The 19570-nt window shown below is 60.5% G+C and carries 22 protein-coding genes and 1 tRNA gene; 14 read left to right on the plus strand and 9 right to left on the minus strand.

Features of this window, described 5'->3' with window-relative positions; translation table 11 throughout:
* Window position 1 precedes the first annotated feature (1 nt).
* The 5 genes from ABAC402_RS25230 to ABAC402_RS25250 all read right to left on the minus strand — a co-directional run bounded on the left by ABAC402_RS25230 (window position 2) and on the right by ABAC402_RS25250 (window position 3646).
* Window positions 2–748 (minus strand): SIMPL domain-containing protein, encoded by a 747-nt coding sequence (locus ABAC402_RS25230; RefSeq protein ID WP_023448459.1) that lies wholly within the window; start codon window positions 746–748, stop codon window positions 2–4.
* A 226-nt stretch (window positions 749–974) separates the two neighbouring features.
* Window positions 975–1050, minus strand: a tRNA-Ile gene (locus tag ABAC402_RS25235).
* Between the two features lie 454 nt (window positions 1051–1504).
* Window positions 1505–1777, minus strand: a complete 273-nt coding sequence (locus ABAC402_RS25240; RefSeq protein ID WP_023448461.1) for a GNAT family N-acetyltransferase — start codon at window positions 1775–1777, stop codon at window positions 1505–1507.
* Window positions 1778–1835: 58 nt separating this feature from the next.
* Window positions 1836–2897 (minus strand): hypothetical protein, encoded by a 1062-nt coding sequence (locus ABAC402_RS25245; protein ID WP_023448462.1) that lies wholly within the window; start codon window positions 2895–2897, stop codon window positions 1836–1838.
* Entirely contained in the window at window positions 2894–3646 is a 753-nt protein-coding gene (locus tag ABAC402_RS25250; protein WP_023448463.1) for a hypothetical protein, read from the minus strand. Before ABAC402_RS25250 ends, ABAC402_RS25245 begins: the two co-directional genes overlap by 4 nt.
* A gap of 353 nt (window positions 3647–3999) precedes the next feature.
* On the opposite strand from ABAC402_RS25250, the gene ABAC402_RS25255 reads away from it, so the two are divergent.
* The 10 genes from ABAC402_RS25255 to ABAC402_RS25300 all read left to right on the plus strand — a co-directional run bounded on the left by ABAC402_RS25255 (window position 4000) and on the right by ABAC402_RS25300 (window position 12438).
* A complete protein-coding gene (locus ABAC402_RS25255) occupies window positions 4000–4731 on the plus strand; it encodes an SPOR domain-containing protein (protein ID WP_031235237.1) in 732 nt (243 codons plus the stop codon).
* Window positions 4731–5828 (plus strand): beta-N-acetylhexosaminidase, encoded by a 1098-nt coding sequence (gene nagZ / locus ABAC402_RS25260; protein WP_023448465.1) that lies wholly within the window; start codon window positions 4731–4733, stop codon window positions 5826–5828. Before ABAC402_RS25255 ends, nagZ begins: the two co-directional genes overlap by 1 nt.
* A complete protein-coding gene (locus ABAC402_RS25265) occupies window positions 5825–6700 on the plus strand; it encodes a ScpA family protein (RefSeq protein WP_023448466.1) in 876 nt (291 codons plus the stop codon). The genes nagZ and ABAC402_RS25265 overlap by 4 nt, the downstream gene beginning before the upstream one ends.
* Window positions 6697–7338, plus strand: coding sequence for an SMC-Scp complex subunit ScpB (gene scpB / locus ABAC402_RS25270; RefSeq protein ID WP_023448467.1), 642 nt, complete (start codon window positions 6697–6699; stop codon window positions 7336–7338). Before ABAC402_RS25265 ends, scpB begins: the two co-directional genes overlap by 4 nt.
* Before the next feature lie 131 nt (window positions 7339–7469).
* Window positions 7470–7661, plus strand: a complete 192-nt coding sequence (gene tatA / locus ABAC402_RS25275; protein WP_023448468.1) for a twin-arginine translocase TatA/TatE family subunit — start codon at window positions 7470–7472, stop codon at window positions 7659–7661.
* 50 nt (window positions 7662–7711) lie between these two features.
* Window positions 7712–8263 carry a Sec-independent protein translocase protein TatB gene (tatB, locus tag ABAC402_RS25280; RefSeq protein WP_023448469.1) on the plus strand — a complete coding sequence of 184 codons (552 nt, stop codon included), beginning with the start codon at window positions 7712–7714 and terminating at the stop codon, window positions 8261–8263.
* A gap of 119 nt (window positions 8264–8382) precedes the next feature.
* Window positions 8383–9219: a twin-arginine translocase subunit TatC gene (tatC, locus tag ABAC402_RS25285; RefSeq protein WP_052025266.1), complete on the plus strand. Its 837-nt coding sequence runs from the start codon at window positions 8383–8385 to the stop codon at window positions 9217–9219.
* A 152-nt stretch (window positions 9220–9371) separates the two neighbouring features.
* A complete protein-coding gene (gene serS / locus ABAC402_RS25290) occupies window positions 9372–10655 on the plus strand; it encodes a serine--tRNA ligase (protein ID WP_023448471.1) in 1284 nt (427 codons plus the stop codon).
* A gap of 323 nt (window positions 10656–10978) precedes the next feature.
* Window positions 10979–11794, plus strand: a complete 816-nt coding sequence (gene surE, locus ABAC402_RS25295; RefSeq protein ID WP_023448472.1) for a 5'/3'-nucleotidase SurE — start codon at window positions 10979–10981, stop codon at window positions 11792–11794.
* Complete coding sequence (locus ABAC402_RS25300) at window positions 11791–12438, plus strand: protein-L-isoaspartate(D-aspartate) O-methyltransferase (RefSeq protein ID WP_023448473.1); 648 nt, start codon at window positions 11791–11793, stop codon at window positions 12436–12438. The genes surE and ABAC402_RS25300 overlap by 4 nt, the downstream gene beginning before the upstream one ends.
* Window positions 12439–12548: 110 nt before the next feature.
* Here the strand turns inward: ABAC402_RS25300 and ABAC402_RS25305 are convergent, their stop codons facing one another.
* Genes ABAC402_RS25305 through ABAC402_RS0119860 form a run of 4 tightly spaced genes read right to left on the minus strand, consistent with a single transcriptional unit; the run spans window position 12549 to window position 14080 of the window.
* Complete coding sequence (locus ABAC402_RS25305) at window positions 12549–12866, minus strand: hypothetical protein (protein WP_023448474.1); 318 nt, start codon at window positions 12864–12866, stop codon at window positions 12549–12551.
* Window positions 12863–13390 carry an RNA polymerase sigma factor gene (locus ABAC402_RS25310; RefSeq protein WP_023448475.1) on the minus strand — a complete coding sequence of 176 codons (528 nt, stop codon included), beginning with the start codon at window positions 13388–13390 and terminating at the stop codon, window positions 12863–12865. The genes ABAC402_RS25305 and ABAC402_RS25310 overlap by 4 nt, the downstream gene beginning before the upstream one ends.
* A gap of 40 nt (window positions 13391–13430) precedes the next feature.
* Window positions 13431–13889 carry a hypothetical protein gene (locus ABAC402_RS39135; protein WP_023448476.1) on the minus strand — a complete coding sequence of 153 codons (459 nt, stop codon included), beginning with the start codon at window positions 13887–13889 and terminating at the stop codon, window positions 13431–13433.
* 11 nt (window positions 13890–13900) lie between these two features.
* Complete coding sequence (locus ABAC402_RS0119860; protein ID WP_031235241.1) at window positions 13901–14080, minus strand: hypothetical protein; 180 nt, start codon at window positions 14078–14080, stop codon at window positions 13901–13903.
* 392 nt (window positions 14081–14472) lie between these two features.
* Between ABAC402_RS0119860 and ABAC402_RS25320 the strand changes: the two genes are divergently transcribed.
* From ABAC402_RS25320 to ABAC402_RS25335, 4 genes are all read left to right on the plus strand, one after another.
* Complete coding sequence (locus ABAC402_RS25320) at window positions 14473–15657, plus strand: M23 family metallopeptidase (protein WP_023448478.1); 1185 nt, start codon at window positions 14473–14475, stop codon at window positions 15655–15657.
* 209 nt (window positions 15658–15866) lie between these two features.
* Complete coding sequence (gene yajC / locus ABAC402_RS25325; protein WP_023448479.1) at window positions 15867–16220, plus strand: preprotein translocase subunit YajC; 354 nt, start codon at window positions 15867–15869, stop codon at window positions 16218–16220.
* A 37-nt stretch (window positions 16221–16257) separates the two neighbouring features.
* Complete coding sequence (gene secD / locus ABAC402_RS25330) at window positions 16258–18861, plus strand: protein translocase subunit SecD (protein WP_023448480.1); 2604 nt, start codon at window positions 16258–16260, stop codon at window positions 18859–18861.
* Window positions 18862–18945: 84 nt separating this feature from the next.
* Window positions 18946–19566, plus strand: a complete 621-nt coding sequence (locus tag ABAC402_RS25335; protein WP_023448481.1) for a membrane protein — start codon at window positions 18946–18948, stop codon at window positions 19564–19566.
* Window positions 19567–19570 lie beyond the last annotated feature (4 nt).

Here is a 19570-nt window from a genome sequence, read left to right on the forward strand (position 1 = left end):
TTTACTCAAGTTCGAACACGGCCGAGACGCTGACGCTGAGCTGCAGCTCTCCCGATGACACGGGGGTCGACTTGTCCATGGCGGCTTCGGCGCGCATCATCATCATCGGCTGGGGCGGATGATAGCCAGGTCCACCTTCCGACAGGGTCTGGACCCGCTTGACCTTCATGCCAAGCGCAGCGGCGTAAAGATTGGCGCGTTGCATCAGAAGTTTGACGGCCGACTGACGCGCCTGGTCGGTGAGGGCGGCATCGTTCTTCAGGCCGAAATTGATGTTGTCGATCTGGTTGACACCCGCAGCCAGAACGGCATCGATGACGGCGCCCGTCTGGTCAAGTTTGTTGACGCGCACCGTCACCTGGTTCATCGCCTGGTAGCCGGTGATCTTGGGCTGGCCGCCTGTGTTGTTGTAGTCGTACTGCGGGCTGAGGTTGAGGCTGGACGTCTGGATGTCCTTGGCGTCGATGCCGGCGGCTTTGAGCGCGGCCATGACCTGGTTCATCCTGACATTGTTGTTCTTCATGGCGTTGGAGGCGTTTCCAGCCTGAGTGACAACGCCGAAGCTGACGGTTGCCATGTCGGGGGCGGCGGAGACTTCACCGTTGGCGGTCAGGCTAAGAGTGGTCGGCAGGCTGGCGGGTGAAATCATCATCGGTGTCATGGTCTGGGCAGAAGCGGACATGGGGGCTGCGGCCAGGGCGGCGGCACACACCGACAGGGTCAGGGCTTTGAGGATGGAACGGGTCATTTGGGGTCTTTCTGTTACTTTATGTGCGCCTTAGATCAAAAGTGGCAATCCACCCTTTGGTACAAGGCCCGTGCGACGGTAGGCTCCGTCGTTGCTATCGGTTTACGAAAACGTCGCTGAACATGGACTGAATGAAATAAGGTTGAAATGTGGTGCGCGCAAGGCCGCCGGTTCCGCACCGTTTGGCCGCCCCGCCGTCTCAAAATTCCGATTTTCTGCCGAAGGCTGGTAGGCGAGGAGGGACTCGAACCCCCAACCAGACCGTTATGAGCGGTCGGCTCTAACCATTGAGCTACTCGCCCCCATGACAGGGCTTCCGCAATCGCAGAAGGCGGCGGTGCTAACATGCACAGCGAGACGTTTCAAGCCGTAGCCGAAACCGTTGCCACTTTCGGCCGAATAATGGTCAGGGCCCGCAGGGCCGATGGTTCTGGCGATAGCGGCTGACGATACGGCGTTCTCGGTTAAGTTGCTTGAGGCCGTACGGGCTCTTTTCGCGAATGAGCACGCAGTGAAGGCTTGGTGAGGTGATCCAAAGATCGAACAGTGTGCTTATACCAATCCACGATGACCTTGACTCATCGTGGATTGGCAAGGGCGACTGCCCGCCCGAGCTTTTGCGAGGAGCCATGCGGCGTTTGAGCTGAAAAAATGCGAATACCAAGCGTCATTCTTTATGAGGCTTGGTATTAGAGATACGCGCTTTTCGCACTTTTTAGAAAGATCAGCCTGATCGATGCAATCTTTGGTCGCCGTCTAACCCGCCATATCGGCATATTTGTCGTGGCGGCGAAGCCAGGCAGCGGCATAGCCGCAGATCGGAATCACCTTCAGATTGCGTTCTCGGGCCGCGTCCATCACGCCTTTCATCAGACGCCCGGCCGTGCCCTTTCCGCGCAGGGCCGCGGGTGCTTCGACGTATTCGATAGAGAGGGTGTTGCCGTTCACCCGGTAGTCGGCAATGGCGGTGGAGCCGTCTTCGCTCAGTTCGAAACGGCCGCGCGCTGGGTTATCGATGACGTCGGACATAGGGCTCTCCTTGGATAGGCCGCGCACTCTGCTTATCCTGGGATCAAAAAAACACGATCTACCAGGCCGTGACGGGACAGGCATTGCCGGCCAGCTTGCGCTGATAGGCCGCCACCAGGGCACTATAGGGCGGGACGAAAGTGTTCACCGGCCGCAGGGTTCCGTTCACCGGTTCTGCAACCGACAGCCGGATTTCGAAGTGCAGGTGGACCGAGGTGTAGGACGCTCCTTTGGGGCCGAAATCGCCGACCCGGCCCAACTTTCGGCCGGCCGCGACCACGGTCGTTGTGCCTTCCAGTGGCTGCCAGCGGGCGATGTACTCCGGGTTCATATGCAGGTAGCGATAAATGCGATAGGGCGCCTTGGTTCCGCGGACGGTCAGGGTGTAGCTGGCGACGTCTTTGATGACCACGTCTTCCGGCGCGATGGCCCAGTGGACGCTGCGGTGGCAGGTTTCCGGGCGGATGTCCTGGCCTTGATGGCCCTTGGCGCCGTGACAAAGGGCGTTATCGCCCGAGCGTTTTTCACAGAAGTTGTCGCGCCACGGATATTGATAATTGGTCGGGTCGCAGCTGCTGCCGCGCAGGGTGTTGGCGGCGGTAATCCAGCCAGACTGCTTGGGGTCGCTGTAGGCCTTGGCGTGCAGGGCGTCATAGGTTGCCTTGGACGCCATGCCCTCAGCGGTGACATAGCCGTCGCCACCCGGACGGTAGAACTGGCTGTTGGCATAGGCCAGGCCTTCGAGCGGGAAGCACATGTCCGGCGACCAGTTGTCGGCCACGGTCGTCGCCTTGTAGCCCGGATCAGCATTACTGGTGGCTGACCAGGGGAGGGGAATGGTGCTGGATGACCACGACCACGGCATGAGGTCTGTCGCCGGCAAATAGGTAAACCCGCCAGGCGCTGAGCTCTCCACCGAAGCCGCGGCAGAAGCTGCCTCCGAGTCGTCGATATCGGCGGTCGTCGAACTGGAGATGGCCGAGGACGATGTCGCGCCGCCCATTGGAATGACGGGCAGGCCATATTTCGCACCCTGGCACTGATAGAGCAAGCCCAGGGCAAGGATCAGGATGATGACGGCGATGACGGCGCTGCCGCCGGAGCTATTGTTTCGGCTCATGGCTTCACCGGATTGTTGGCGGCCTGGCGCTTGAGAATGTCACGATTGACCGGAGCCGCCACGGCGTCGGTCGGCTTTCCAGGATTTGGGGGCGGCTGGGTCGTGTTACCGCCACCGGTGGCGGCAACGAATTCCCGTTCGGCCTGAGCGCCCAGAACAACCTCCGTCATGCCGGCGGCGATTTTACGGATGTAGGCAGAGTCGGCGCAATAGCTCATCGCCGCATCGGCGTCGCAGATGACTTCGATGGTGTAGGACATGCCAAAGCGCGAAAAACTGGCCATCCAGCCGTCCTCTGTCTGGCTAAACAGGGCTTCGACCGGCTGGCCGCCCATATTCACCTGATCGAACTTGACACCCTTGAACATGCCCGGCTGTGAGGCGACGAAGACACGGGTGCCGCTGAGCAGGACCGTCAAGCCCTTGACCGGCTGCGGCAGATTGACGTCATAGACGTCCCCGAGCGACATGAAGGCCAGGCCATCGCGGCTGACCCCGGTCGTGGCGTCGGGCAACAGGATTGGCAAGGTGGTGGTATCGACCTGCTCGTTGCGGACGCGTAAGCCACGCGTCCCCCGAGATTTGGCGGCGACTCCGGGGTTATAGACCCGCGACAGGGTTTTCCAGTCGATAGGGGCAGGTTCCAGGACGCGCGGTGCGGCATCCTGGGCCTGGGGCGAGACGGCAATGCCGCCGCCCAGCATTACGGCCAGGGCCACCGCAGCCAAAGGCATTATCTTGCCGTTCACGAAATCAGCCCCCTTGAGCGAAGTCCAATAAATTTAAGCAATGCAAAAACCGTGAAGTAGTGTTAACAGGTATTAACGCCAGAGTCCCGTGCGTTGATATTATTTCAGAGGGTGAACATTTTTCGCCACAGGGGTGTCAAAATCGTATTGCAATATCTATTCTGTTTGATTGCCTGAGCGGGAATCAGGCAATCCTGTTTCCCTGCGACCGTTGAACCCAAGACTTTTGTGTCGTGTGGCCAACGGCCCCAAGATATTTTTTTGTGGCCTGCGGCCTCAAGATATTGTGTTTTGTGGCCTGCGGCCCCAGGGGCTTTTGTATTTTTCAGGCTTCGGCCAAGGACTTCGCACCCATGCTGGACAAGGATCGCGGCACCTATTCGCCCCCAACCGAAGACAATCTTAGCTACGAATCGCGCCGCACGGCGTCGCGCGATCAGGCACCGTTGACCTTGATTATCAGCGGCATAGTGCTGGTAATCGTCTTGCTGGCGGCGGTGTTGTTCTACAATTCCAGCCTGAGCAAAAGCACCCGCATCCCCACCGAAGTCGGCGAAACCCTGGGTGAGTTCCGGGACGACAAGGTCACCGACGCCAAGGTTCTCAACGACTCAGACATGGCCGATGGCGAGGCGGTGTTCGCCCCCAGCGCAGAAACGCCGACCCTGCGCGATTCCGCGGCTTCGGTCGAAGCTAACCTGGCGCCGCCGCCCGTCACGCCGATCGAAGGGCCGCTGCCATCGCAGCAGACGCCGGCCGACACCACCCCGGTTCCGGGGGCTGTCGCCAAGCCGGAGGCAAAGCCAGACGTAAAGTCCACTGGCACACAGCAACCGGTGGCTTCGACCGGCTCGACCTCGGTCCAGATCGGCGCTTTTGACAGCCAGGAAAAGGCCAATGCCGAATACAACAAGGTGGCTTCCAACTTTGGCCTGTTCGTCGGTGGTGCTGGCAAGAGTGTGCAAAAGGTCGAGACCGAACGCGGCACATTCTATCGCACCGCCTTTACCGGCCTGTCGGCGGAAAAGGCCAGGTCCTTCTGCGCCGCGCTAAAATCGGCCGGCCGCGACTGCATTGTCAGGTAATGGCCAAATCGTCGAAATTGGCCGATGTCCGGGCCTGTATTGTCGGACTGAGCGGCACGGCATTGACGGTGGAAGAGCAACGCTTTTTCTCCGAAAACGCACCTCTCGGCTTCATTCTTTTCCGTCGCAATATCGAGACACCCGCCCAGACCAAGGCCCTGGTCACCGCGCTGAAGGGCTGTGTCCGTCATAACCCGCTGATCCTGATCGACCAGGAAGGCGGCCGGGTGCGCCGCCTTAAGCCTCCGCACTGGCCGGACTATCCCCCCGCCGCGCGGTTTGCCGAAGTGTGCAATGACCCGTCGGAGCAGCGCGAAATGGTCCGTCTTGGCGCCCGGTTGATGGCCAACGACCTGTATGAGTTGGGCATCAATGTCGACTGCGTGCCGGTATTGGACGTGCCGCAGCCCGGTGCCCACGACATTATCGGCGACCGAGCCTATGGCCTGACGGCCGATGATGTTGCCGTGATGGGCCGCGCGGCCTGCGAAGGCCTGCTGGCCGGCGGCGTCCTGCCGGTCATCAAGCATATCCCCGGACACGGCCGGGCAGGGGCCGACTCGCATACCGACCTGCCCAGGGTCGAAACGGACTTGGAAGAGCTGCTAAAGGTTGATTTTTATCCGTTCCAGGTCAATGCCGACATGCCGATCGCCATGACCGCGCATGTGCTGTACTCAGCGATCGACCGGCGAAATACGGCGACCACTTCGAAAAAGTGCATCAAGATGATCCGTGACGTCATCGGCTTCGACGGCCTGCTGATCTGCGACGACCTGTCGATGAACGCGCTGAGCGGCGACTTGAATCACCGGGCAAGGGCCTCGTTGAAGGCCGGTTGCGACGTCCTGCTGCATTGTAACGGCCAAATGGATCAGATGAAGGCCGTTCTGAGCGAGACGCCCAAGTTGCGCCGCAGTGCCCGGCGGCGCGCTGAGGCTTGTTTCCGCCGCCTGCTGAGCATCCCTGAGCCGCTGGACGTGCCCGACGCCCGGGCACGCTTCAATGTCGTCCTGGCGCGCGGGGCGCCGCTTGAGGTCAAACTGGATCCAACAGAGGTATTGGCCGGCGCGCCCGCAGCCATAGAACAGGCGTGAGCCGCGAACGCGCTGCACCGTCCGGTCTTGATCACGACGTCCGGCAGTCGCGGCTGGACTTTAACGGTTCGACGCCGGACACACCCGAGGACATCGCTCCCGAAGAAGCCCTGGTGCTGCAACTCGACAGCTACGAAGGTCCTCTGCATGTCCTTCTGGCCCTGGCGCGGTCCCAGAAGGTCGACCTGCTCAAGATCTCGATCACCCGCCTGGCCGAACAGTACCTGACCTTTATCCAGGAGGCACGCAAGCTGCGCTTTTCGCTGGCGGCGGACTACCTGGTCATGGCGTCGTGGCTGGCCTATCTCAAGTCGCGCCTGCTACTGCCCAGGACCGAACGCAAACAGGGTAACGAGCCGGCGCCGGAAGACCTGGCGGCCGCCCTCGCGTTCCGCCTAAAGAAGCTGGAGGCCATGCGCAAGTCGGTCGAGTCGCTGACCGAGCGGCCGCAGTTAAAGCGCGACGTCTTCGCCCGCGGCGATCCGGAAGCGCGGCTGATTATCCCGTCGTCGCGCATCGAGGCCAATGTCTTCGACCTGATGAGCGCCTATGTCACCCAGCGCCGGCGCGAGACCGAGCGCCACTATGATCCGACGCGGCGCATCGAAGCCTATTCGCTGGAAGATGCTCGCGATCACTTGCGTTCGCAGCTGCCGTCGCTGAGTAGCTGGACGGCGCTGGACGACGTCGCACCCCAACCGCGTGGCGGCGTAGGCCCCAAGCGTATTTCCTACCTGGCCTCGACCCTGTCAGCGTCGCTGGAACTGACCAAGGAGGGGCAATTGCAACTGCAGCAGCTGGCGACGTTCGACACCCTTTACATGCGCAAACGCACCCCCCTCATGCCGATCGCGGAGGTCAAGCCGCAATGACTCCTGAAACCCTTGAACGCGCTGTTGAGGCATTGTTGTTTGCCGCTGCCGGCCCGCTGTCGGCCGCCGAGCTGGCCTATCGCCTGCCTGAGGGTGTCGATGTTGGGCAGGCCCTGGCCAGCTTGAAGGCGCGCTATGCCGGCCGCGGCGTGGCGCTGGAGGTTATCAACGACCGCTGGCAGTTCCGCACCGCCGCCGATCTCGGCTATCTTATGGTCGAGGAGCGCGAGGAACCTCGGCGCCTGTCCAAGGCGGCGCTGGAGACCCTGGCCATTATCGCCTACCATCAGCCGGTGACGCGCGCCGAGATTGAGTCCGTCCGCGGCGTCGGTCTGTCGCGCGGCACGCTGGATGTGCTGCATGAAATGAACCTGATCCGCTTGCGCGGCCGCCGCCGCACACCCGGCCGGCCGGTGACCTACGGCACAACCGAGACCTTCCTGGAACAGTTTTCCCTGCCCAGCCTGGCCGACCTGCCGGGCGTGGCAGAAATGCGTGCCGCCGGCCTGCTCGACCTCAATGTGCCGGCCGACTTTATGGTGCCAGACCCGTCGTCGGGCCAGGTTCTCGAGGATGCGGCGATGCTGGAGGATATGGAGGAAGTGGAATTTGCCCAGGACTTCTTCGAAGCGAAATGAATTTCTTTGCAGACCAGGCTGTAATCTGCGCAAAAATGCTTCCAAATTCGGTCACAAAAAGCCTATAAGGACTGAAATTTGCATTGCGCCCGCCTATGGTTATGGCGAGAGGCGCCAGGGAGAGTAGTATTATGGGTGCATTCAGTATCTGGCACTTGCTTCTGATCGGTGTGGCCGTGCTGTTGCTGTTCGGCGGTCGCAATCAGATTTCCAACCTGATGGGCGATGCCGCCAAGGGTATCAAGGCCTTCAAGGATGGGCTGAAAGACGGCGACGACGACGACACCAAGAAGAAAAAGGCCGACGAAGAGCCTAAGGCCTAAGTCGTCGCCGTTAGTCTGAGAAACTCCATATCCAAGAGAAAGCTGCCATCATGTTGCCCGGTCTCGGCGGCAGTGAGCTGATCATCATTGCGATTGTCGCCCTGGTCGTGGTCGGGCCGAAGGATCTGCCGAAGTTGCTGCGCAATCTCGGCAAGTTCATCGGCAAGATGCGCAACATGGCCGACGACTTCAAATCCTCTTTCGATGACATGGCGCGCCAAAGTGAGCTCGACGATCTGCGCAAGGAGGTCGAGGCCCTGCGCTCGAACAACCTGACCACCTCTTTACAAAATGAGATGAGGGCGATCGAGAGCGATGTCAGCGTCAGCCTGAACAAGACGGATACGCCGGTGCCGCCGGCCGTGACCACACCGGTGGACGCAAAAATGGCCAATCCTCAACTTGAAGGCCTGCCGCCGAAATGGGATGCCGGTGAGACGCAGGGCGACCCCGTTGTGGCCCCGGCCAGGAAGACGCGCGCCCGCAAGCCCAAGGTCGTGGCCGATATCATGCCCGAAACGACGGCGGAGCCCCCGATGGAGTCCGATGCCGAACCGATCGTCGCGCCTGTCAAACGTTCGCGCCGGAAAGCTGTTTCGTGACCGATCCCGATACCTTACCACAAATCGTCGAAGACAAGCACAAGCGTAGCCTGGTGACCCAGGGCGCCGCGCCGAAGGCGTTTGACGACGACGAGATCGAGGCGTCGCGCGCGCCTTTGATGGACCATCTGGTCGAACTGCGCACGCGGATCGTCATCATGGCGGTCGCCTTCCTGATTGCCTGCATCGGTTGTTTCGCGGTCGCCAAGCCGATCTACGAATTCCTGCTGCATCCCCTTAAGGTCGCCAGCGCCATGCTGGAGCAGACCAAGATCAACGGCCATGGCGGCAACCCGTTCGACATGATGTATGTCCTGCTGGGCCTGAAACAGGTAACGCTGAACAAGGATCTGTCGCTGATCTTCACGGCGCCGCTGGAGTTCATCTTCACCCAGATGAAGATGGCCATGTTCGGCGGCATCATCGTCAGCTTCCCGATCCTGGCCTGGCAGTTGTACGGTTTCGTTGCTCCGGGCCTCTACCGCCGCGAACGCAACGCCTTCCTGCCGTTCCTGTTCGCCGCACCGATGATGTTCGTGCTGGGCATGGCGCTGGTCTACTTCATCATCCTGCCGACGGTGCTGTGGTTCTCCCTGAGCCAGCAGATCGTGGCACCCGGTGTGGCCATTACCGCCATGTACAAGGTGTCGGACTATCTGTCGCTGATCACCACCCTCATGTTGGCCTTTGGTTGCTGTTTCCAACTTCCGATCGTGATCACCCTGCTGGGTCTGACGGGCATACTGACGTCGAAGATGCTGCGCAGTTTCAGGCGTTACGCCATCCTGGCGATCGTCGTGGTTGCGGCGGTCGTAACGCCGCCAGATCCAATCTCGCAGCTGCTGCTGGCCATCCCGATCATCCTGCTGTACGAGGTTTCCATTATCTGCGTGAAGCTGATCGAATGGCGGCGCAAGGACAAGCCCGTGGCGACGGACACCGAGGTTGAAGCCTGAGGCGCATTTTGGGTTTGCCCAAATCACTGGCTTTGCGTATCTAGCCCGGACCCCTTTTTCCTCTCCCCGTCCGCGGGGAGAGGACGAGCGCCGAACGAAGTGAAGGCGATCGGGCGAGGGGCCGTTCCACCAAAATCCAGGGCTAGACCACCATGCACGACATCAAGGCATTGCGCGACACTCCCCAAGTCTATGTTCAAGGCTGGAGCTCGCGCGGCCGTGAGTCGGCGCAGTCCGATGTTGATTCGCTGACGGCGCTGGATACCGAACTGCGCGCAGCCCAGACAGCTTTCCAGAACGCCCAGGCCCGCCGCAACGAGGCGAGTAAGCAGATCGGCCAGGCCAAGGCCCAGAAGGACGAAGCGAAAGCTCAGGCCCTGATGGCCGAGGTCGAGGGTTTGAAAGCGACTCTTGAAACCGAGGAAGCGAAACAACGCGATCTGGGCGAAAAGCTGCGCACCGAACTGGCGTCGCTGCCAAATATCCCGTTCGAAGATGTGCCGCAGGGCGCCGACGAGCATGACAATGTCGAGCAGCGCCGCTGGAGTGCCCCCGTCAAGCTGACCTTCACGCCGAAGGACCACGCGGATCTCGGCGAGGCCCTCAAGATGATGGATTTCGAAGCCGCCGCGAAAATCAGCGGCTCGCGATTTGTGTTTTTGAAAGGCCAGTTGGCGCGGATGGAACGCGCGATCGGCCAGTTCATGTTGGACGTTCAGACGAATGAGCATGGTTATCTCGAGGTCAATCCGCCGGTGCTGGTCAAGGACCACGCCATGTTTGGTACCGGACAGTTGCCGAAGTTCGAGGAAGACCTGTTTAAGACGAGTGAACCCTTCTACCTAATTCCTACCGCGGAAGTCTCCCTCACCAACTTGATCCGCGAAGCGATCACAGCCGAAGAAGAACTGCCGCTGCGTCTGACGGCGCTGACCAACTGTTTCCGCGCCGAAGCTGGTTCGGCCGGCCGAGATACCCGCGGCATGATCCGCCAGCACCAGTTCCAGAAGGTCGAACTGGTCTCGATCACCACGCCTGAGCAATCGGCCGAAGAGCACGAGCGCATGACCAATTGCGCGGAAAGCATCCTCAAAAAGCTGGACCTGGCTTATCGCACCATGCTGCTGTGTACCGGCGACATGGGTTTTGGCGCGCGCAAGACCTATGACCTCGAGGTCTGGCTGCCGTCGCAGAACACCTATCGCGAAATCTCGTCGTGTTCGAACTGCGGAGATTTCCAGGCGCGTCGCATGGACGCTCGCACCCGCAAGGCCGGCGAGAAGGGCACGCGGTTTGTCCATACGCTGAATGGCTCGGGTTTGGCTGTCGGCCGGACCCTGGTGGCGATCATGGAGAACTATCAGGACGAAAACGGCAAGATAGCTGTCCCGGCGGTGCTTCAACCCTATATGGGTGGGCTGACCCAGATAGGGTAAAGGTTTTTGAACCACGAACGACACGAACAGACACGAACTTCAAGGTGTGCGGGAAAGTACGAAGGCGCCGTCATTTATGTAAGGTTTTTCGTGGCAAAAAACCTTACGAAACTTGGCACCGAAGCGGGACGATCGGGAATATCCTAAAGTTCGTGTCTGTTCGTGTCGTTCGTGGTCAAAACCTTTTTTCCACATGCCTTACACGTGAACTGATAATCGGTTGGGTTCGCCCCCGGCACCATCAAACGAATATGTCGTTACTGGCCACTTTTTGTTCTCCCGGATGGTTGCGTTGGCAGCCGAAATCGCCATAAAGATTTCGGATGCGCATCCTCCTGACCAATGACGACGGCGTCGAGGCCTATGGTCTCGAGATCCTCTATAGCATCGCCCGCCGGCTCAGCGACGACATCTGGATCTGCGCGCCCATCGTCGAGCAATCCGGCAAGGGCCGGGGCATTACCCTGCATGACCCGCTGAGGGTCAAGCGGCTGGGTGACAAGCGCTTCGCCGTGTCCGGTACGCCGACCGATTGTGTGCAGATCGCCATCAATGACCTGATGCCCGATGCGCCTGATCTGGTGCTCAGCGGTATCAACCGCGGCTTCAACCTGGCCCAGGACGTCACCCTGTCCGGAACAGTTGCTGGCGCACTGCAAGGCATGACCCTGGGTATTCCCTCGATCGCCCTGTCGCAGTGCCTCGACTTCGATGTCGACCTGATGACCCAGTGGAACGCCGCCGAGGTTCATGGCGCACCCGTCGTCAGTGCTCTCCTCGAAAAGGGCTGGCCGGCCGACGTCGTCATCAATATCAACTTTCCGGACTGCGCCGCCGACGCCGTCACCGGCGTCGAAGTCACCCGCCAGGGCTTCCGCGACGCCCATGAAATGCACGCCATTAAACGCTGCGACCCGCGTGGCCGTGACTACTACTGGATGAACTTCCACGCCTTAGATCAGACCCTGGTCGACGGTACCGACCTGAAGGCCGTGGCTGAACGTCGGATTTCGGTGACGCCGCTGCATCTCGACCTGACGCACTACGAGACGATGCATCGTCTGAAGAAAAGTCTTGGCGGCACGGTGCCGAGGCAGATTCATGTCGCCGACGAGGAACAGGCGGGGGCCGCCGAATGATCGGAGCGCCCGAAGAAACCCGCCTGCAACGGTTGATAAACGGCCTGAAGCTGCAGGGCATTGACGACCGCAAGGTGTTGCACGCCTTAGAGTTCACACCGCGGGACCTGTTCGTGCCGGAGCTTTTCCTCGACAGGTCGTGGGAAGACTCGGCCATCCCGATCAATTGCGGCCAGACCATTTCCCAACCCTACATCGTCGCCCTGATGACCCAGGCTCTGAAGATCGAGGGACGCCATCGCGTGCTGGAGATCGGTACCGGCAGCGGCTACCAGACGGCGATCCTGGCGCGAGTGGCGCGTTATGTCTACACGATAGAGCGTTATCGCTCCTTGATGGTCGAAGCCGAGATCCGCCACAAACGGCTGATGCTGGAGAACATCATCTATCGGTTTGGTGACGGCTGGGAAGGCTGGCCGGAACAGGCACCGTTCGATCGGATACTGGTCACCGCCGCCTTGCCGGACGAGCCTTCGGACCTGCTGAACCAGTTGAAGCCGAAGGGCGTGCTGGTCGGGCCGCTTGGCAAGGGCTCAACCCAGATCCTGGTGCGCTACACGCGCACGCCGGACGGTTTTGAACGCGAAGATATGAGCGATGTCCGGTTTGTGCCGCTGATTTCCGGTGTGGCGAGGGAAAGCTAAAGCGAGGTTGCCAGTGCGCTCTACGCCGCCTCCGTCTCGACGCGCTTCGGCCCTCAAGGGGCCTCGCTCGCTCGACACCTCCCCCGCAGGTGGGGAAGAATATGGTGGGATCAGATTCGTATCCCGAAGTCGCGCAGGGCCGGGCGCAGGTACCAGACGCCGACCGCGACCATGCCCGCCACGCTCAAGATGATGACAGCCGGCAGAAGGGCGTCGCCCAGCGTGATGAAGGCTGGCGCCAGATAGGGCATGACCACGCCCATTACGGCAATGACAGCCGCAGCGCCGGAGATCCACCAGGCCAGATTATCCAGGAAACGGCGGCGCTCGACCTTTTGCATCACGGCGATGACGAAGCCGATGTCGCGCGCCGGCGGTTGCGCCGATGCGTCGGCCTGTAACAGGGCTTTCAGGGCGTCTTCACTCATGACCGTACTCCGAGCAGGGCGGTGAGTTTCTCACGCGCCTTGGCAATATGCGACTTAACCGTGCCGAGGGGAAGCCCCAGAATTTCGGCGGCTTCGCTGTGGCTGTAGTCGCCGGCGAGACACAGGCTGACAGTGGCGCGCTGGTCCAGGGGAAGTTGGGCGAGGGCGGCCTGGACACTGAGGCGGCTGTCAACGGTTGAAGACGCCGTTTGCGGCGTCAAGGCGTGCCACTGAGTCTCACGTGTGACCTGTCGGTTGAAACGTCGGCGGTCGTTCAGTGCTTTGCGATAGGCAATGCCGCACACAAAGGTGCGGAACGAAATCCCCTCACGCAGCCGGTCGATCCTCGACCAGGCCGTGACGAAAGCCTCCTGGGTCAGGTCGTCGGCGTCGTCGGCGGTCACGGCCAGGCGACGGACGAAGGCGCGCACAGCTTGCTGGCTATCGGACACAAGCCGGGAGAAGGCTTCGTCCGAGCCAGAGCAGGCGCGCCGGATCAGGGCAGCATGGCTCAGGTTTTCCATGTGGGGTGCCCTGACGTCCTTAACCGTCAATCGCCAACAATCAATCGTCCACCCGGTCGTAGCGTTTGTCGTCATCATGACGCGGCTTGGGGCCGAACATCAGGCTGAACAAGCGCAAGACAAACAGGGCGGCGGCGGCGACACCGAAGGCCATGCCCAGGGCGGAGAAGACAGGGCTGGCGTTGCCGCCCGCCTGATAGCCGAAGTAACCGAAACCAACAGCCAGGGCGGCAAAGGTGACGACTCCGCCCCAACCGCCATGACGGTGACGATACCGGCCGCGGCCGAAGGCGTGGTCCATGGCTCGGTCCTCGTCGGTTTTCAGTGCGTCCAGCAAGAAAGCCGGAGGCTCCTTGCCCTGGTCGGCATAGGATTTCAGGATGCGCAGGGTTTCGGTGCGGTGATGGTGATGGCTGAACATGCCAAACACCCCCATCAGCATGCCGCCGATCGGGAAGATCAGCCACCAGTAGTCACGGAAAAGTTGCTCGAAGCTCATGATCGTAGCCCTCAAAAGTGGTTGTTGCGGCGCAGGGCGTCAGGCACTGGTTGGCCGCGGTCGAGATAGCTCTTCATCAGTTCCAGCTTTTTCTTCTCATAGCTGCTGCGCAGGATCATTTGCACCAGGCCGTAGACCATGGCCATTACCGGAAAAATCAGCCACCAATACTGGCGGAACAGGTCAGTCATCGTCGCCTCCAAAGAAAGTCTGCAAAAGCGGGCCTTGCCGGGTGTTGGCAGGGCCATCGCGGGCTGTTTTCTTCTCTGCCCGCCTACTCACGCCTTGATGTCCGTCGCCCCCGTCTTTGGATGTGGTCACGCCATTTTTTTTGTTCCGTTTCGGCTTTTGCCTGACTTTTTCGCCTTCATTAGGGATTCGTTATCCATAGCTTAGCATAAAGTAAATTTGTCCACAGAATTGCACCAAGCCTTACCAATTAACGATTTCACGGAGTTCCCTCATGACAGCGCACGCGGGATGGACGCGGCGGAGCCTGGCAGTCGCCGTTGCCGGACTGGTAATGTTGGGCCTTCAAGCCTGTTCCACGACAAGCCTGCGGGAACCAAAATATCCCGTTTACATGCAGGATAAGCCCACGGATCCTGCGCCGGTGGCGGCTGCGCCAGCGCCCACTGCGTCAAAGGCGGCTGATCCGGTCGTTGCCGCTGTGCCGACTTACGGGCCCATCACCACCACCGAACTGCCTCCGGCAGCGCCGCCGCCGCCCGAAACGGCGCCCCCAACGGCGACTTTGACGCCCGTGGCTGTCGCGGCGCCCGTTAAGGATAGCCGCGCTGCCTATGTCTATACTCTCGTGTCCCAGGACACGCTTTACGGCGTATCGCGTCGCTTCGGCGTGCCGGTGAAGACTCTGTATGACATCAACGGTTTCGAGCCCAATGCCATTTTGCGCGTCGGCCAGAAGGTTCTGCTGCCGGAGGGTGCCGTCGACAAGGGGCCAGAAGCGCGCGCCAATGGCGCGACCCTGGCTCCCTTGGGTGCCGCTTTGGCCAGTACAGCTCAAGGCGCAAGGCCGACACCCGCTAAGGCGGTCACCAAGCCAGCTACCAGCCTGCCGCCACCGCCGCTTCCGAAACCCAAAACGGATCCGGCTTCGGCTACCGCTCAGACTCGGGTCCAGCCCCAGGCTCAGCCGCAGCCGCAGCCCAAGCCCACGACGGCTACAACAACCGTTGCCGCCAGGCCGCCCGCCGGAGCTGTGAAGCCCACGGTAACGCCCCCGGCCGCCACGGTGGCTGAGGCAAAAGCTCCCGCAACTGCGCCGATCGCTAAAGCCGCCGCCAAGCCATTGATCGCCACACCACCGCCGGCGGTTGCGGGTTTCCCGACCAATAGCCAATTGGCCCAGATGGGCAAGGGCCTCTTCGCCTGGCCACTCAAGGGCAAGATCCTGGTGCCGTTCGGACAGCTGGCGCCCAATGTCCGCAATGATGGAATCAATATCGCCGCCTCGACCGGCACCGACGTGACGGCTGCCGCCGATGGCGTTGTCGTCTATCAGGGTGACCAGGTGCCGGCCCTGGGCAACACGATTTATGTCAAGCACCCGAACGGCTGGTATACCGGCTATTCGCACCTTTCGGTAATGAAGGTAACCAACAATCAGAAGGTTACCAAGGGCCAGGTCATCGGCTCGGTCGGCGACACCGGCACGATTGACCAGCCCCAGCTTCACTTCGAAGTGCGATATACGCCCTCGACAGATATCGCCCGTCCGATCGATCCAAAACTGGTACTCCCCTGAAGTAGGCTCGAAAGCTGGATCAGGCGACGGTACCATGAACGCCTGCGTCGCGGGCGGGTTGCAAGGCCTTGTGCAAAAGGTCAATGAGGCAACCTGCCGGTGTTTCGCTGTGGCAAATATGCCATTGACCTTTTTCCGGTTCCGCCTATGTATGGCGGACCTTTGAGCCGCCCTCCGTCGCGGCCGTAACGATATTCCAGGAGACGACCGTGTTCGCCACCCCCGCCTTCGCCCAAGCTGCCGGCGCTGCCGCCCCGTCAGGCACCGATAGCCTGCTGTCCATGCTGCCGATGCTGATCGGCTTTATCGCCATCATGTATTTCTTCATGATCCGTCCGCAACAACAGCGCGCCAAGCAGCACAAGGCCATGATCACCGCGCTCAAGCGCAATGACACGGTCATCCTGTCCTCGGGTCTGATCGGCAAGGTTACACGCGTCGAAGACGCCGAGATCATGATCGAAATCGCTACCGGCGTGAATGTTCGGGTCGTCAAGGCGATGATCACTGAGGTCCGCGCCAAAGGCGAGCCGGCTCCGGCCAACGACACCAAGGCCGCATAAGCCTTCCTTCTGCCTCTAGAGTACCGAGCGCCAAATCATGATGACGTTATCACGCTGGAAGGTGGGGCTGGTCCTTTTCGCCACACTTCTGGGCATCCTGTTCTCCCTGCCCAACTTCCTGCCGCAAAGCGTCAAGGACAGCATCTCCGGTTTCGCGCCGACCAAGGGACTGAACCTCGGGCTCGACCTTCAGGGCGGCTCCTATCTGCTGGTGGAGGTTGACACCGCCGCCCTGCAAAAGGAGCGGACCGGCAACCTGGTCGAGCAGGTCCGGCAGGAACTGAACCGAAAGGGGATTGAGACCGCCAGCGTGACCGGTGAAGGCACCCGGGTGCAGGTTCGCATTGTCAATGCTGATCAGGTCCAGGAAGCCTTTACGACGCTGAGCGCGCTGGCCGTTCCGATCCCAAGGAATCCCAGCATCATGGATATGAATGTGACGCGCGGGCCGGATCAGACCATTCAATTGGTTTTTACTGACGAGGGTGTGCGGGCTACCTCGGCGCGCGCCGTTGACACCTCGATCGAAATCGTTCGCCGGCGTATCGATTCGCTGGGCACCAAAGAACCGTCCATCACCCGTCAAGGCGTCAACCGTATCGTCGTCGAGGCGCCGGGTGAAAGTGATCCGGAACAGCTTAAGCGCATCATCGGGACCACCGCCAAGCTGACCTTCCAGATGGTCGACGAGTCGGCGTCGCCGCAGGATCTGGCTGCCGGCCGCGCGCCTCCGGGCTCGATCATCCTGCCGGACGAAAGCCAGGGCGGGGCGCCGCTGGCCGTACGGCGCCAGATACTGGTGTCGGGCAACAATCTGACCAAGGCCAGCGTCGGTTCGGAACAGAACACCGCACGCCCCGCCATCGACTTTTCCTTTGACGGCGAAGGGTCTCGCAAGTTCGGAGAGGCGACGCGCCTGAATGTTGGCCGCCGGTTTGCCATCATCCTGGACGGCAAGATCGTTTCGGCGCCGAATATCATCAGTCCCATTACCGGCGGCAGCGGTCAGATCACCGGCAGTTTCACACCACAAGAAGCGTCTGAACTGGTCAATGTGCTGAACGGTGGTGCCTTGCCGGCACCACTGAAGTTCGAGCAGCAGCGGACCGTGACCGCGGAACTGGGCGCGGATGCCGTTGCCAAGGGCGCCACCGCGACCATCCTTGCTGTGGTGTGCGTCATCGTTTTCATGGTGCTGGCTTACGGCTTTTTGTTCGGTGGCATCTCGGTGCTGGCACTGATCCTGAACCTGGGGCTGCTCATCGGGGGCATGTCGCTGATGCAGGCGACCCTGACACTTCCGGGTATCGCCGGCCTGATCCTGACCCTGGCCATGGCGGTTGATGCCAATGTGCTGATCTACGAACGGATGCGCGACGAGATGCGCGCCGGGCGCAATGTCATCAGTGCACTGGATGCCGGTTTCACACGCGCTATCGAGACCATTCTGGACGCCAACATCACGACGCTCGCGGCGGCGGCAATCATGTATTCCCTGGGAGCCGGGCCGGTGAAAGGCTTCGCTGTGACGCTGATCCTCGGTATCGTCACTTCGGTCTTCTCGGCCGTGATGGTCACTCAGGTCGTGTTGGCGGTTTGGTACAAGATTTTCCGGCCGAAAACCATGCCAATCGCCGACAATGTGTCACCCAAGGCGTGGCCTCTGATCAAGATATTGCCCCAGAAGACCAACTTTACCTTCGTCAAGTTCGCCCGATTTGCCGCCATCTTGTCGGTCTGCGCGGTTGTAGCCTCGTTGTTCCTGACCATATACCCGGCGACGCCGCCGTGCGGTGGTTTGAATTGCGGTGTCGACTTCAAGGGTGGGACGGCGCTGGATATCTCGACCAAGCCCGAAATCATCGATCTCGCCAAGCTGCGTGAGACCATGAACAATCAGGGCCTGCGCGGGGTACAGGTTCAGGGCGTGGACGATGGTTCTGCTGCGCAGATGAAGTTCGAAACGCCGGGTAACGATCCGGTGGCCAAGGTCGATCAGGTCAAGGCCGCGCTGAAACAACAGTTCCCGAACGCCAGCTTCTCCAATACCGAGGTCGTCGGCGCAAAGGTGTCTGGTGAATTGCTGACCGGCGGCGTTACGGCCCTGTTCCTGGCTATCGGCCTGATGATGATCTACATCTGGTTTCGCTTCGAGTGGCAGTTCGGCCTGGGTGCCGTCGTGGCTCTGTTCCACGACGTCATCCTGACCTTCGGGTTGTTTGCCCTGTTCAAGCTGGAGTTCGATCTCCGCGCCGTGGCGGCAATACTGACCATCATTGGCTATTCAATGAACGACACCGTCGTCGTTTTCGACCGTTTGCGCGAGAATCTGCGTAAATACAAGAAGATGCCGTTGCGTGACATCATCGACCTGTCGATCAACGAGACCCTGTCGCGAACCATAATCACCGGTATTACAGCTATAATGGCCCTGACTGGCCTGGCAACGCTGGGTGGCGACACGCTGTTCAGCTTCTCGGTCGCCATGATCTTCGGTATCTTTGTCGGGACCTATTCGTCGGTCTACGTCGCCGCGCCGGTGATCCTGCTGTGGGGCGTTGCGCGTAACCGTGGCGACGCCGAGATCGTCGATCTTGGTGGTTTCAAGCCCGGCAAGAAGAAGGTCAACGACCTGCCGTGAGGTGGAAGCCGGACGCGGTTTTGCGTCCGGCAACCGTTTGGCATAAGGTGAGAGTCGACTCGAACGCTGACAAAGGGGTGCGGTATGGCTGGTTTTCTTTCGAATTTTCGTAATGTGATCGTTCTCAGTCTGCTGCTGGCAGGGCTGGCAATGGCGGGCATCTATTGGGCGTCTGACGCGAATGCCGTTATGTTCGCCATAGCCGCCTTGAGATGGGCCCATGTCGTCTGCGGTATTTTGTGGATCGGACTGCTGTACTATTTCAACTTCGTGCAGATCCGCATCATGCCGAATGTGCCGGCCGAGTTGAAGGCCGGCATCACCAAATACATCGCGCCGGAAGCCCTGTTCTGGTTCCGTTATGCGGCTCTGGCGACCGTAGTTATCGGCCTGTTCCTGGCCTGGCATCGCGGTTCTATCTATTTCAGTGAGACCCTGAGCCTTGGTTTTGCCGGGGGCTATTCCGCCGGTGATATCGGTTTCGCTTTTATCGGCGCCGGTATGTGGCTGGGCATTATCATGATGTTCAATGTTTGGGGCTTTATCTGGCCGGCGCAAAAGATCGCGCTCGGAATCAAGGATGGCACGGCTGAGCAAAAAGCTGCGGCCGCCAAGAAAGCGATGATCGTCTCGCGCATCAACACCCTGTTGTCGCTACCTATGCTGGTCACCATGACCATGTATCAGACTCTGTTTAGCGGCTGAGGGC

The organism is Asticcacaulis sp. AC402, from assembly GCF_000495835.1.
Classification (GTDB): domain Bacteria; phylum Pseudomonadota; class Alphaproteobacteria; order Caulobacterales; family Caulobacteraceae; genus Asticcacaulis.

Bases quoted from the DNA above. Each gene is read 5' to 3' on its own strand.
- ABAC402_RS25230 (WP_023448459.1), bottom strand. From the start codon at position 748: ATGACCCGTTCCATCCTCAAAGCCCTGACCCTGTCGGTGTGTGCCGCC.
- ABAC402_RS25240 (WP_023448461.1), bottom strand. From the start codon at position 1,777: ATGTCCGACGTCATCGATAACCCAGCGCGCGGCCGTTTCGAACTGAGC.
- ABAC402_RS25245 (WP_023448462.1), bottom strand. From the start codon at position 2,897: ATGAGCCGAAACAATAGCTCCGGCGGCAGCGCCGTCATCGCCGTCATC.
- ABAC402_RS25255 (WP_031235237.1), top strand. From the start codon at position 4,000: ATGCTGGACAAGGATCGCGGCACCTATTCGCCCCCAACCGAAGACAAT.
- nagZ (WP_023448465.1), top strand. From the start codon at position 4,731: ATGGCCAAATCGTCGAAATTGGCCGATGTCCGGGCCTGTATTGTCGGA.
- scpB (WP_023448467.1), top strand. From the start codon at position 6,697: ATGACTCCTGAAACCCTTGAACGCGCTGTTGAGGCATTGTTGTTTGCC.
- tatA (WP_023448468.1), top strand. From the start codon at position 7,470: ATGGGTGCATTCAGTATCTGGCACTTGCTTCTGATCGGTGTGGCCGTG.
- tatB (WP_023448469.1), top strand. From the start codon at position 7,712: ATGTTGCCCGGTCTCGGCGGCAGTGAGCTGATCATCATTGCGATTGTC.
- tatC (WP_052025266.1), top strand. From the start codon at position 8,383: ATGGACCATCTGGTCGAACTGCGCACGCGGATCGTCATCATGGCGGTC.
- serS (WP_023448471.1), top strand. From the start codon at position 9,372: ATGCACGACATCAAGGCATTGCGCGACACTCCCCAAGTCTATGTTCAA.
- surE (WP_023448472.1), top strand. From the start codon at position 10,979: ATGCGCATCCTCCTGACCAATGACGACGGCGTCGAGGCCTATGGTCTC.
- ABAC402_RS25300 (WP_023448473.1), top strand. From the start codon at position 11,791: ATGATCGGAGCGCCCGAAGAAACCCGCCTGCAACGGTTGATAAACGGC.
- ABAC402_RS25305 (WP_023448474.1), bottom strand. From the start codon at position 12,866: ATGAGTGAAGACGCCCTGAAAGCCCTGTTACAGGCCGACGCATCGGCG.
- ABAC402_RS25310 (WP_023448475.1), bottom strand. From the start codon at position 13,390: ATGGAAAACCTGAGCCATGCTGCCCTGATCCGGCGCGCCTGCTCTGGC.
- ABAC402_RS39135 (WP_023448476.1), bottom strand. From the start codon at position 13,889: ATGAGCTTCGAGCAACTTTTCCGTGACTACTGGTGGCTGATCTTCCCG.
- ABAC402_RS0119860 (WP_031235241.1), bottom strand. From the start codon at position 14,080: ATGACTGACCTGTTCCGCCAGTATTGGTGGCTGATTTTTCCGGTAATG.
- ABAC402_RS25320 (WP_023448478.1), top strand. From the start codon at position 14,473: ATGCAGGATAAGCCCACGGATCCTGCGCCGGTGGCGGCTGCGCCAGCG.
- secD (WP_023448480.1), top strand. From the start codon at position 16,258: ATGATGACGTTATCACGCTGGAAGGTGGGGCTGGTCCTTTTCGCCACA.
- ABAC402_RS25335 (WP_023448481.1), top strand. From the start codon at position 18,946: ATGGCTGGTTTTCTTTCGAATTTTCGTAATGTGATCGTTCTCAGTCTG.